8 protein-coding genes are annotated in these 12,365 nt (G+C 73.1%); 3 read left to right on the top strand and 5 right to left on the bottom strand.

The window, feature by feature from the left end; translation table 11 throughout:
* Nucleotides 1-98: 98 nt before the first annotated feature.
* Entirely contained in the window at nt 99-1,304 is a 1,206-nt protein-coding gene (locus tag Scani_RS13655) for a phosphodiester glycosidase family protein (RefSeq protein WP_167538099.1), read from the top strand.
* 45 nt (nt 1,305-1,349) lie between these two features.
* On the opposite strand, the gene Scani_RS13660 is transcribed toward Scani_RS13655, so the two are convergent.
* Nucleotides 1,350-1,544 (bottom strand): hypothetical protein, encoded by a 195-nt coding sequence (locus Scani_RS13660; RefSeq protein ID WP_030088015.1) that lies wholly within the window; start codon nt 1,542-1,544, stop codon nt 1,350-1,352.
* A gap of 439 nt (nt 1,545-1,983) precedes the next feature.
* Between Scani_RS13660 and Scani_RS13665 the strand changes: the two genes are divergently transcribed.
* Together Scani_RS13665 and lysX are read left to right on the top strand one after the other, a co-directional pair.
* Nucleotides 1,984-2,838 (top strand): Ig-like domain-containing protein, encoded by an 855-nt coding sequence (locus Scani_RS13665; protein WP_159474412.1) that lies wholly within the window; start codon nt 1,984-1,986, stop codon nt 2,836-2,838.
* A 68-nt stretch (nt 2,839-2,906) separates the two neighbouring features.
* A complete protein-coding gene (gene lysX / locus Scani_RS13670; protein ID WP_159474413.1) occupies nt 2,907-6,224 on the top strand; it encodes a bifunctional lysylphosphatidylglycerol synthetase/lysine--tRNA ligase LysX in 3,318 nt (1,105 codons plus the stop codon).
* A 144-nt stretch (nt 6,225-6,368) separates the two neighbouring features.
* Here the strand turns inward: lysX and Scani_RS13675 are convergent, their stop codons facing one another.
* From Scani_RS13675 to Scani_RS13690, 4 genes are all read right to left on the bottom strand, one after another.
* A complete protein-coding gene (locus Scani_RS13675) occupies nt 6,369-7,994 on the bottom strand; it encodes a phospholipase D-like domain-containing protein (RefSeq protein WP_246295768.1) in 1,626 nt (541 codons plus the stop codon).
* Nucleotides 7,995-8,200: 206 nt separating this feature from the next.
* On the bottom strand, nt 8,201-9,382 hold the full coding sequence (locus tag Scani_RS13680) for an alkaline phosphatase family protein (protein ID WP_159474415.1): 1,182 nt from the start codon (nt 9,380-9,382) through the stop codon (nt 8,201-8,203).
* Between the two features lie 96 nt (nt 9,383-9,478).
* Nucleotides 9,479-10,492 (bottom strand): galactokinase, encoded by a 1,014-nt coding sequence (locus Scani_RS13685; RefSeq protein ID WP_159475949.1) that lies wholly within the window; start codon nt 10,490-10,492, stop codon nt 9,479-9,481.
* A gap of 5 nt (nt 10,493-10,497) precedes the next feature.
* Nucleotides 10,498-12,360: a class I SAM-dependent methyltransferase gene (locus Scani_RS13690; RefSeq protein ID WP_246295771.1), complete on the bottom strand. Its 1,863-nt coding sequence runs from the start codon at nt 12,358-12,360 to the stop codon at nt 10,498-10,500.
* Nucleotides 12,361-12,365: the final 5 nt, after the last annotated feature.

The raw sequence follows: 12,365 nt of genomic DNA on the forward strand, positions 1-12,365 counted from the left end.
ATGACATCTCCGGGCCATAGTGAACGTCTTCGACACCTGGGACAGTTGGCACGACGTCAGGGGGGATCGTGAAGCGGCGATTCGGTCGAGTGCGCGCGATGCTGACGGTGCTGGTGGCGTGGGGGGTGCTGGCCGGCGGAGGGATGGCGGGCGGGGCACCGGCCACGGCCGCGGGCACCACGCTCCACCGCTCCCCTACCAGGCCGGTGGCGCCCGGCGTGGCGTACGGCGAGTTCCGGATGACGCTGCCGCGCGGCATCGCGCACGGGCATCTGCTCACCGTCGATCTGGCCGATCCGCGGGTCTCGGTCGATCTGCTCTACCCGGGGGCGGTCGGCGCACGGTCGCCGGTGTCCCAACTGGCCGCCGACCGCGGTGCGGTGGGGGCCGTCAACGGCGATTTCTTCAACATCACCGAGACCCAGCACCCGGGTGTCGAGGCGACCGGCGCGTCGGTCGGTCCGGCGGTGGCCTCGGGGCGGCAGCTGAAGGGCGCGGTGCCCGACGGCCAGCGGTTCGGGCCGGTCATGCCGCCGGGCGCGACCACCGAGGACGTCATCGGCGTCGGCTACGACCACCGGGCCCGGCTGGACCGGCTCACGCTGCGCGGCGCGGTGCTGACCGCCGAGGGGGCGCTGCCCCTGCGCGGGCTGAACCAGTACGCGCTGCCGGTCGGCGGCATCGGCGCCTACACCCCGCAGTGGGGCCCGGCGTCCCGGGTGCGCGCCACCTGCGGCACGGACACCGACCGGGCGGCGCCGTGCAGTACGGACACCGCGGAGGTGACCGTCCGGCGCGGCCGGGTGACGGCGGTGGAGGACGCTCCGGGCGCCGGCGGGGTGCCGTCGGACAGCGTGGTGCTGGTGGGGCGGGAGGAAGGGGCGCGGCAGCTGCGCGCGCTGGACATCGGTGAACCGGTGCACCTCGCCCCCCGCCTCGTGGGCCGGAGCCCCACCCCCCTGCGGTTCGCGGTGGGCGGCTTCCCGATCGTGCGGGACGACGAGCCGGTGGCCGGCCTGGACACCGTCGCGGTGGCGGTGCGTACCTCCGCGGGGATCGGGGACGGCGGGCGGCTGCTGTATCTCATGGCGCTGGACGGGGCCCCGGGGCAGACCGGGCTGACGGTGCGCGAACTGGCGGATCTGATGGCCGAGTTGGGTGCACGGGACGCCATGGACCTGGACGGCGGCGGGTCCTCGACGCTGGTCACGGGCGACGCGTACGGGGCGACGGTCCGCAACCATCCGTCGGGCGGGGCAGAGCGGCCGGTGCCCAATGCGATCGGCGTGTTCTCCTCGGGGTGAGCGTCCGGGCGGCCGCCGACGGCGCCCGGCCGCGGGCCGGCACCGTCACGGGCGCACGCTGCTCACCACGTCGGCGGCGCCGGACAGCCCCTGGTGGATGTCCGGGGCGAGACTGCTGTTCGCCAGGTAGAAGCCGAGCAGTGCGCACACCAGGGCGTGCGAGATCTTGAGCTTGCCGCTGCGCAGGAAGATCACGGTCAGGATCACCAGCAGCAGTACGACCGAGATGGAAATGGCCATGGGACGCACACCTCCTCAGCTGCCGCCCGAACGGGCAGCAAGGGGTGGCCAGTTTGGCGTATTTCGGGGTATGTCAGCTTCTCGTCCGGGTGCTCCGATCAGGTGATCACTGCGGGTCACCGGCGGGCGGGGGCGAGGCACGGCGGACCGACCGCGGACCGGGGGGCGGTAAGCCCATCGATCCGGGAGCGAGGCGGGCACCTCCGCCGTCGGCCGGCCGGCGCCGACCCACGCCTCACCTGCCCTCACCGACCACACGGAACGAATCACCCATATCACCGCAAGCGGCGAGCGTCGGCGCACGACTCGCCCCGCACCCCCGCGACCCGTCGCCGACTGTGTCGTGGATCACGTCACTCCCTGCAACGGAGTGTGGCGATCCGCCGTCTTAGCGGCCGACAGCGCCGCCCACCCCGCACCGCAGACGGAAGCCCCCGACATGAGCCAGCCCCTCCCCCGCCGCCGACGGCCCTTCCGGCCGCGGCGTGCCGTGCTCGCACTGGTCCCGGTGATCGGCATGGGCACGCTCTCCGCGTGCGGGGGCAGCGCGGAGCCGCAGGGCGATCCGGTGAAGGTGGCGCTGGGGGCGGCGAGCGGGACCCGGACCGTCCAGGCCGGCGACCGCCTGCAGGTGACCGCGCGGGGCGGGGTGCTGACCGAGGTGCGGGTCACCGATCCCCGGGGACGGCCGCTGCCCGGCGGGCTGGGCCGCGACGGGAGGAGCTGGACCTCCCGGGCGAAAGCCGCGCCGGACACCAAGTACTCCGTCGTCGCCAGGACCAGGAACGCACAGGGCGGTGTCGGTGCGGCCAAGGAGTCGCTGACCACGGCGAAGGCGTCCAGGCTCAACACCTTGATGCTCGATCCCCGCTCACCGGGCGCGGTGACCGACGCCGGCCGGCCCCTCAGGATCCTCTTCAACTTCCCGGTGACCGACCGGGCCGCGGTGGAACGGCGGCTGAGCCTCAGCGCCGACGGCCGGATGAGCGGGTCGTGGGACTGGGGCGAGGACGGCAGCGGTGGCGACCGGGTGGACTGGCGTCCGGCCGGGCCCTGGAAGCCCGGTACCGAGGTCACGCTCCGGGCGGATCTCGGCGGGGTGGACTCCGGCGGCGGCCGCTACTTCGCCAACGACTATGACCTGAACTTCACCATCGGCCGGAGATGCACCGACTCGGACATGCGACAGGTTTGTGGCAAGGTCCACATGGGTGACCCCTTAGAGGTCGCCGCACCCTCCGTACGAGGGGAAGACAACAGGGCCATCGGGATCGGAGACTGGCATGTCGGCTGATCCCCATGGCAGCAGACCAGCGCCCGCGCGTCGAGCAGCTGAACCCTTTCAGAGCCTAGTGTGACGGAATGAGCACCGTGCAGGACCAGGATCAACTCACGGGGTGGCAGCGCTTCCGGCGCCGCGTCCCCAATGGCTTCGCCATCATCTTCAGCCTGTTGGGGCTCTTCTGTGCCCTGATGGCGCTGATCGGGCCCCTCCGGCGCGGACTCCACCCGGTGATCTACTGGCTGGACACGCTCACCATCCCGGTGGTGCCGAACTTCGCCTACGCGGTGTTCCTCTTCCTCCTGGCCGCGGCGATGACCGCGCGCAAACAGGTGGCGCTGTGGTTCGTGGTGACCTACATGGTGCTGGTCACCCTGGCCGACGCGCTGTTCCTGGCCGGGGGCTACTGGGAGTACGCCTTCTCCCTGGTGCTCTGCGCCGGGGCGCTGGTGCTGCTGCTCGTCTCGCACCGGGAGTTCTATGCCATCACCCGGCGCGGCGCGTTCCTGCGCGCGATCCTGGTGCTGATCGGCGGGCTCGCCGCGGCGGTGCTGATCGGCTGGGGACTGGTGTCGCTGGCCCCCGGCACGCTGGAGCCCGGCGCCGCCAACCGGCTGCTGTGGGCCGCCAACCGCGTCTGCGGCGGACTCGTCGGCGGCCGGCTGATCGAGGGCCATCCGCCGCACTGGACCAGCGCCGTCCTCGGGCTGCTCGGTGCGCTGGCCCTGCTCAACGCCGCGGCCACCCTGTTCCGTTCGCAGCGCATGGAAGCCGCGCTGCACGGCGACGAAGAGGCCCGCATCCGGGCGCTGCTGGACCGCTACGGCAGCCAGGACTCGCTCGGCTACTTCGCCTCCCGCCGCGACAAGGCCGTGGTCTTCTCCCCCAGCGGCAAGGCCGCCGTCACCTACCGCGTCGAGGCCGGCGTCTGTCTGGCCAGCGGTGACCCGGTCGGTGACCGGGAGGCGTGGACGCAGGCCATCGAGGCATGGCTGGAGGTCGCCGGGCGGTACGGCTGGCAGCCCGCCGTCATGGGCGCCAGCGAGAGCGGCGCCAAGGCGTTCGCGCGCAGCGGCCTCGGGGCGCTGCAGCTCGGCGACGAGGCGATCCTGCATGTGAAGGACTTCGACCTCGACGGCCGGGAGATGCGGGTGACCCGCCAGGCCGTCAACCGCGTCGAGCGGACCGGCGCGACCTTCCGCGTGCGGCGCCACTCCGCGCTGACCGACGAGGAGATGCAGGAAGTCATCCACCGGGCGGACGCCTGGCGGGACACCGAGACCGAGCGCGGGTTCTCGATGGCGCTGGACCGGCTGGGCGACCCGGAGGACGGGGACTGCCTGCTGGCCGAGGCGTTCGACGGCGACGGCAACATGATCGCGCTGCTGTCCTTCGTGCCGTGGGGCAAGGACGGCATCTCGCTGGACGTCATGCGCCGCGACCGCACCGCGCCCAACGGCGTCATGGAGTTCATGGTGGCCCGGCTGTGCGGCCAGGCCGGGGCCATGGGCGTGCGCCGGGTCTCGCTGAACTTCGCGGTGTTCCGGTCCGCCTTCGAGGAGGGCGCCCGGATCGGTGCCGGGCCGGTGCTGAAGTTCTGGCGCAAGCTGCTGCTGTTCTTCTCCAAGTGGTGGCAGCTGGAGGCGCTCTACCGTTCCAACGCGAAGTACAACCCGGAGTGGTACCCGCGGTTCCTGTGCTACGCGGACGCCGGTGCGCTGGCCCGCATCGGTCTGGCCTCCGGTATCGCCGAGGGCTTCGTGGCGGTGCCGAGCCTGGGCAAGCTGTGGGGCAAGGGCCACCAGAAGCGGGTGCTGGCCCCGGCCAGCACCGCGGGCCTGCCGTCGCTGGACGAGCTCGGCCTGGTGCAGACCGGACCGGCCACCGAGGAGGAGCTGCACGAGCGGGAACTGGCGGCGCTGCCCGAGCAGGTGCGGGTGCGCCACCGGAAGCTGGAGCGGCTGCGGGAGGCCGGCACCGACCCGTATCCGGTGGGCGTGGAGCGTACGCACACCCTGGGCGAGGTCCGCGACGAGTTCCCGGACCTGACGCCCGGCGAGCGGACCGGAAAGAGCGTCAGCATCGCCGGGCGGGTGCTGCTCACCCGTGACCACGGCGGTGTGCTCTTCGCGGTGCTGCGGGACTGGTCGGGCGATCTGCAGATCGCGCTGACCCGGGACGGCAGCGGCAAGGAGCTGCTGGAGCGCTTCGGTACGGACATCGACCTCGGTGACCACGTCGAGGCGACGGGCGAGGTCGGCGCCAGCGACCGCGGTGAGCCGACGGTGTTCGTGACCGGGTGGCGGCTGACGGCCAAGTGCCTGCGCCCGCTGCCGGACAAGCGGCGTGGTCTGTCCGACCCGGAGGCCAAGGTCCGCCAGCGGTATGTGGACCTGGTCGTCTCGCCGGACGCGCGGGACAACGTACGGGCACGCAGCACGGCCGTCCAGGCGCTGCGCCAGGGTCTGATCGAGCGCGGCTACCTCGAGGTCGAGACGCCGATGCTGCAGCAGATCCACGGTGGCGCCAACGCCCGCCCGTTCCACACCCACATCAACGCCTACGACCTCGATCTGTACCTGCGCATCGCGCCGGAGCTGTACCTCAAGCGGCTGTGCGTGGGCGGTATGGAGAAGGTCTTCGAGATGGGGCGGACCTTCCGCAACGAGGGCATCTCCTACAAGCACAACCCCGAGTTCACGATGCTGGAGGCGTACCAGGCGTTCGCCGACTACGACGTGATGCTCGATCTGACCCGGGAGCTGATCCAGAGCGCGGCGATCGCCGCGTTCGGCAGCGCCACCGCCCGTAAGGCGGACGAGAAGGGCCGGCTGGTCGAGCACGACATCTCCGGGATCTGGCCGGTGAAGACGGTCTACGGCGCGATCTCCGAGGCGCTCGGCGAGGAGGTCGACGCGGACACCGGACCGGATGCGCTGCGGCGGCTGTGCCATGCCTCGTCGGTGCCGGTGAAGCCGGAGATGGGGCGCGGCGACATCGTGCTGGAGATGTACGAGCGGCTGGTGGAGGAGCGCACCCAGCTCCCCACGTTCTACAAGGACTTCCCCACCGATGTCTCGCCGCTGACCCGTCAGCACCGGCGGGACCCGCGGCTCGCCGAGCGCTGGGACCTGGTCGCGTTCGGCACCGAACTGGGCACCGCCTACTCGGAGCTGACCGACCCGGTGGAGCAGCGGCGGCGGCTCACCGCCCAGTCGCTGCTGGCGGCCGGCGGTGACCCGGAGGCGATGGAGCTGGACGAGGACTTCCTGCAGGCCCTGGAGTACGCGATGCCGCCGACCGGCGGTCTGGGCATCGGCGTGGACCGGCTGGTCATGTTCCTCACCGGGCTGTCGATCCGCGAGACGCTGCCGTTCCCGCTGGTGCGGCGCCGCTGACGGCACCGCCGGCCCGGTCACGACGGGCGAGACGGCCGAGGCCACCCCCGCACCATGGGGGTGGCCTCGGCCGTTCGCAGCCGCTTCACGCGGTCGGCGCCCGGGGTCGTAACGGGGCCGGAGCTGCTCTCCCCGCCCGGGAGGTCAGCCCGTCCCGCGGCCGGAGCACCCGGCCGGGGTGATCGCCGCCCGCTGGGAGTACTTCCACTCCGGGTCGAGCAGTTCGGTCTTGAGCTGCTTCGCCGCGGCCGGGCTCTCGACGATGTAGCCGAAGTCCTGCAGCCAGGCCGGGTAGAGGTTCTTCGAACCGATGTAGAACGCCGAGTCGTCCACCGACACCAGCTTGTGGTGCAGGGCGTACGGCTTGCCGTCGGCCCAGGTGCCGCTGTCGGAGCTGCGGAACGGGGCGAGCTGCAGGTTGCCGCACATCGCCCGCGACGCCTTCTCGTTGTCGCCGGTGAGGGCCACGAGACGCTTGCGGAGGGTGTCGCTGATCTCGTCCAGGGACTTGATCTGGGAGTAGCCCCCGCTGCCGACGGCTCCGCGGTTGGCGGGATCGCTGACGACGATGCGCACCTTCACCCCGGCGGCCAGCTTGCCCGCGAGGGTGTCGTAGGTCCGGATGTCGTAGCGCGGCAACGGCGGGCAGGTGCCGTTGAGGTCCTGCTGCGAGATCTCGACGTGGCTGCGGGCGCTCGCGATGAGCGAACGCAGCGCGTTCTCCTCGGGGTTGACCGTGTCGTAGTCGCGGTCGGCGTTGGTGTTGTCGTGCAGCCCCACCGTGCACTTGGTGTCCGGGGCCGTGGGCAGGTCGGGGTGGTAGCCGGAGGAGGGGTCGGATTCCTTGATGCCCACGCCGAGACCGCCGACCGCGATGACGGGGACGTCCCCGGCGGGTTCGGCGGGGGCGGCGGCTGCCTGCTCCGTGTCTTTCTCCAGCGACGGCATGCAGGAGGCGCCGTTCGACGTGGCGAGCCACACCTTGGCCGGGTCGGACGCGTTCCGGCAGGTCCAGCCCCACAGCGTGTCGAGGTACTTCCCCGCCGAGCGGGCGGCCGGCCCGCTGAGCGCCATGTCCACATCCGACACCGGGTGGGCAGTGTCGAGGTAGTCGTCCTTCCAGCCGTTGATCCCGCCCGTGATGGCCGTCTTCCCGTCGACCACAACGAGCTTGGAGTGATTCCAGGAGAGCGACGTCTTGGACGTGGTCATCGAGGCGACGTTGAGCGTGACCTTCTCCGCCGCCTCCCCGAGCCTGTCGATCAGTTCGTTCCGGTAGCGGGACGGCACCACATTGAGGTGGTAGACCGGCGCGGCACCGACCAGGATGCGCACCCGGGGAGAGTGGCCCGCCTCGACGGACGCCTTGAGGCCGTCGACGAGGGCGTCCTCGAACCCGCCGTTGGGGAACGGCGCCAGCGAGGAGACGTCCACGGTGCGCCGCGCGTCGGCGATGTTCCGGGTCATCTTGTCGAGCAGCCGCCGGGTGCCCGCGCGGTCCTTGCAGCCGGCGTCGCCCCAGCAGCCGGGCGTCTGCAGCAGCCAGCCCGAGGGGTCGTCGGCCGGGGCGTCCAGCCGGTTGCCGTCGGTGCGCTGCCACACCGAGCCTTCTAGGCCGGGGGAGGTTTCGCGGAGCGACCGCTCGATGGAGTCCAGATGGGGGGTGGGCGGTGTGTCCGCGGCGTAGGCGACCGAGGTCGGCAGCGTCGCGCACACCGTCGTCAGGGCGACGGACGCCGGTATGAGCCGGTGGAGCCGGAGAGGAGCCAAGAGCTTGCCTTCTTACGGTGACGAGGCGAGCCGGGTGCCGATCACATGCCGCCGATCGGATGCCCGGCTCGGGTTGCCACCAGAAGGTATCGGGCCCCCTCCTGATTCCTCCGTGCAGAAGACGATCTCCGCTACAACTGCGGCTGTCGTCCCGGCGTCCGCGGCTCTGCTGTCACGGATGCCGCGAAGGGTGCGCCAGGGGGTGCTCAGAACCAGTTGACGGTGAGCGGGAAGGTGGCGGTGGCCGTGGCGCCGCGGGTGTCGGTGACGGTGGCGGTGATCTGCGAGGTGCCGGTCTGCCAGGGCCTGCCGCTGATCCGGCCGGCGGCGTCGGCGCTCAGGCCCAGCGGCAGGCCGGTGGCGTGGTAGGTGAGCGGGGGTGTGCCCCCGGTGGCGGTGAGCTGGACGGTGCAGTCCTGGAGGAAGCGGCAGGTCTGCGGGCCGGGGGCGGAGAGCTTCAGGTCGCCGCCGGGCGGCTCGGTGCCACCGGTGTCGAACGCCCCGGTGACGGGGGTGGCGGTGGCGGCATTGCCCGCATGGCCGGTGCCGTACATGTCCTCGATCGTCCGCAGCAGGCTGTAGTGGTTGTAGGCGCCGCTGACGGTGCCCTGCCGGACATGGGCCCCGTGGAACACGGTCGCGATCCGGTTGGAGCCGAAGTAGTTGTCCTCGTCCCAGGTGACCATCAGCAGGCTGTTGTGGTCCTTGGCCCACTGGGCGTACGTGTCCAGGTTGTTCCGGAGCCAGGTGTCGCCGCTGCCGACGGCGCAGTCGTGCATGTCGTTGCACATGTCCGGGATGACGAAGGACACGGTGGGCAGCCGGGTGAAGTCGTCCTTGGGGAACTGGACGAAGGTCCGGCCGGTGTTCAGGGGCACGTTCCGGAAGGCGAACCAGGGGTTGTGTTTCTGGGCGTACCGGCCGCTGGAGCAGGTCGTGGAGCCCTCGTCGGGCAGGCCCTCGTTGTAGCTGGCGAAGGTCTTGCCGGCGGCGATCAGTTCCTGGCCGAGGTTGGGCGCGGTCATCGACTGCGCGGTGTAGCAGCCGTCGCCGGTGATCCCCTGGGTGGTGCCGGAGAAGAGGTTGAAGTAGTTGGGCTGGCTGGGGTGGGTCAGCGCCTTCATCTCGGTCAGGCCGGCGCCGTTCTGGGCGAGTTGGTTGAGGTAGGGGGCGTCGCCGTTGCCGATGATCTCGCCGTACTGCTTGTTCTCGAAGACGACGATCACGACGTGGTCGTACGACGGCAGCGCGGCGCGGGTGCCGCCCCCGTGGACCGCGGTGCCTGTCGGGACGGCGTGGGCGTCGGCGGTGGTGGCGGCGACGATCAGGCCCAACGCGCCGAGCACCGCCACGAGTGCCCTGCGCAGACCGACCGCTGTACGTGTCATCAGGTCTCCCTCCGTGCCCCGGGCTGTCGGGGCCTTGCCCGTGCCGAGTCCTTGCCGGGTGCCGAGCTCCTTGTCGGGGTGCGGAGTGCGTGGTCGTCAGCCCTCGCGGCGGGCCGCGGCCGCGAGGGTGATCCGCAGTACGCGGGGAACGGGCAGGTCACAGCGGAGGAACGCCTCGACGGCGGCCGCGCGGACGGCCGCGCGCCGGTCCGCGGGCACCAGCAGCAGCACACCGCGGCCCGGGCGGGTGCCCGGCCACCAGGCGGATACCGCACCGGCACCCAGGGCTTCGCGGACCGCGGTGGCGAGGCCGGTGGCCGAGCGGGAGCCGGTGGCCGCGGGCGTTGCGGTGGCCGCGAGAGCCGCGGTTCCAGCGGGCGCCGCGGTGGCAGCGGCGGGCTTGCTCGTATCGGGGTCCTCGCCCGGGGCGGGACGGGCCGTCAGGAGCAGCAGGCAGGGGTCCGCGGCGCCTTCAGGGGTGCGCAGCGGCTGATGGGTGCGGCCGTCGGCCGCGAGCAGGTGACCGGCCCGGGCGAAGAGCACGGCCCGGCGCAGCCCGTTGTCACCGGGGACGGCGGCGCCCAGGAGGCGCGCCAGCTGGGCGCGGGTCGGGGCACCCGCGCCCCGGCCGGCGTGCGCGTCCGCGACCGCCAGGGCGACCGCGCACTCCAGCGGTTCGGCGACGGGCAGCCCCACGGACTCGGGCAGGGGGGCGTTCAGTTGCAGATCGGCGCCGCCCCGGCCGCATCCGGCGGCCGCGAGAGTGCGCAGCGCGGCGTACGGGCGGGCAGCCCAGGCGGGGGCGCGGACGGCCGGCCCGGTGAGGGGCAGTTCGGCGTCCTCGGCCGGGTGATTGAGCGAGGCGCAGCGCAGCATCCCGTCGGCGCGCGGGGCGACGGCCACATCGACGTAATGGCCGGCCGCCGCGAACCAGTCGCCCGGGGGCCCCGTACCCGTGCGCGGCGGGCCGGACGGGACGGCGGATGCACTGACCCGGAAGGCGTACGGGGCCCGCCACACCGCTTCGGGCGGGCGGTGGTACGTCGTCGCGAAGGCGTGCGACAGCAGGCGCAGCAGCGGGTCCGCCGTGGTGCGGCGGGCCAGGTCCATCGTGCTCACCCCAGCTCCTTGCGGGCGAGCAGCCGGTAGGCGTTGCCGCCGTCGGTGACCCGGGCCACCGCGGTGCGCAGGCCGTCGAGGGCGAGCGCGGCGGCGTAGCAGGGCACCGCCATGGCCTGTACGGCGCTTCGGGCGGCGCGGCGGGCCGGGGTGTCGGGGACGGTGGCCCAGGGGGCGCGCGGGTCGGGGGCGAGCCCGTTCGCGGCGAGGGCGACGGCGCCGAGGAAGTCGCCGTTGGGCTGGTGGGCGGCGCCCTGCTGTTCGGCGAGGACGGTGAAGCCCCGGTCGGTCAGGGCCTGTTTGAGGTTGCCGGCCGGGATGAGGTGCTGGTGCTGGGGCTGGAACCAGGGCAGCCAGTAGCGCCCGAGCAGCCGGCCGACGCGGGATTCGGGGTCGGGGAGTTCGATGAGCAGATGGCCGCCGGGGGCCAGGACCTTGACCGCGGCGTCGAGCTCGGCGAAGGGGTCCCGGGTGTGTTCGAGGTAGTGGTGCATGCTCACCGTGTCGTAGCGGCCGGTGAGCCGGTCGGCGAGGTCCGGGAACTGGCCCTGGTAGCCGGTGTCGATCCAGCCCCGGCGTTCGGCGGCGTGGACCCCCTCGCCCATGTCCAGTCCGTCGAAACGGGTGTCGGGCCATACGGAGCGGGCGGCGTTGCAGAAGTGTGCGGCGGCGGTTCCGACGTCGAGCCAGGCCCTGGGGGTGGTGAAGGGGCGGAGCATTTCGGCGCGGTCGCGGTAAGTGCCGTTCATCCGGCCCAGGACCAGGGCGGCGCCGTCACCGCCGAGGCCTTCGTAGAAGTCGCGGTAGTAGAAGTCGAGTCCGTCCGGGGTGAGGCGGGGGTTCTGGAAGGTGTGGCCGCAGTGGCGGCACTCCTCCAGGGTGAACCGGCCGGGCTTGCCCTGGAGCAGGTCGGGCGTGCGGAGGCGGACGGCGGGGCCGGGCGCCGAGCACCAGGGGCAGTCCGTGCGGCGGGGCTCGAAAAACCGGTCGGTGCCGGCCGCGAGTTCGCGGGCGTACGCGGCCCGGCGGGCCGCTTCACCGACAGGGTCGGACTCCTGGGCGGCGGGCGTGGCGAGGGTCCGCAGCGCGGTCGACAGGGCGTGCAGCGGACGGGCGGCCGTCGCGCGGGCGAGGCCTGCGGGGCGCGGCCCCCGGGCCGGCCCCAGGACGGCGGCGGGCTGCAGCCAGTACAGGGCGGTCACCGCGGCACCCCAACGCGGTGCCGAGACCAGGCACTTCACCAGCAGGGCGAGACCGGCGAGCTGGGCGGCGGACAACAGGGCGGGCGGCAGGCCGCGGGCGCGGAGCTCCTCGGCGTGCCGCGCGGGGTCGGGCGGCGGCACGGTCAGACCGGGGGCGAGGGCCCAGCCGGTGGCGTCGGGGGCGTACTCCTTGAGGGTGCGGACGAGGCGGAACACGTCGGCCACCGACCGCGGCGGTGTCCCGGCGTCGAGCCCGGCCCGCCGGTGGACGTCGTCGGCCACCAGCAGGGCGTGGCCCGCGCCGTGTCCCGGGGCGCACCGGTCGGTGCGGTGGGCCGCGGGGTCGAGCAGCCGGAGCAGACCGAGGGTGCTCTCGGCGTCCAGGCGCGCCGGGACCAGGTCCACGACGCGCAGTCCCTCGCGTACGGCGTGGTCGGCCGCGGCGCGCAGGGTCGCCGGGTCGGCCGTGACCCCGGGCGCGGTGATCAGGTGCCAGCCGGGGAGCGGCTGCGGCGCGGGGTCCCCGGCCGGGACCGGGTCGAGCACGGGCAGCGCGGCGAGCCTGCGGCGGGCGCGTACGGTGCCCGCTCCCAGGGCGGTCACGGCGGCGGCCGCCACCCATCGCGTGCGGGCTCCCGAACGGTGCGCTCGCGTCATCGGGC

The sequence above is a fragment of the Streptomyces caniferus genome, from assembly GCF_009811555.1.
In the GTDB taxonomy this organism is placed as follows: domain Bacteria; phylum Actinomycetota; class Actinomycetes; order Streptomycetales; family Streptomycetaceae; genus Streptomyces; species Streptomyces caniferus.

What these genes read in the sequence shown, in the direction of transcription:
- Scani_RS13685 (WP_159475949.1), bottom strand. Translation starts at nt 10,492, where the DNA reads ATGGACCTGGCCCGCCGCACCACGGCGGACCCGCTGCTGCGCCTGCTG.
- Scani_RS13655 (WP_167538099.1), top strand. Translation starts at nt 99, where the DNA reads ATGCTGACGGTGCTGGTGGCGTGGGGGGTGCTGGCCGGCGGAGGGATG.
- Scani_RS13690 (WP_246295771.1), bottom strand. Translation starts at nt 12,360, where the DNA reads ATGACGCGAGCGCACCGTTCGGGAGCCCGCACGCGATGGGTGGCGGCC.
- Scani_RS13680 (WP_159474415.1), bottom strand. Translation starts at nt 9,382, where the DNA reads ATGACACGTACAGCGGTCGGTCTGCGCAGGGCACTCGTGGCGGTGCTC.
- Scani_RS13665 (WP_159474412.1), top strand. Translation starts at nt 1,984, where the DNA reads ATGAGCCAGCCCCTCCCCCGCCGCCGACGGCCCTTCCGGCCGCGGCGT.
- Scani_RS13660 (WP_030088015.1), bottom strand. Translation starts at nt 1,544, where the DNA reads ATGGCCATTTCCATCTCGGTCGTACTGCTGCTGGTGATCCTGACCGTG.
- lysX (WP_159474413.1), top strand. Translation starts at nt 2,907, where the DNA reads ATGAGCACCGTGCAGGACCAGGATCAACTCACGGGGTGGCAGCGCTTC.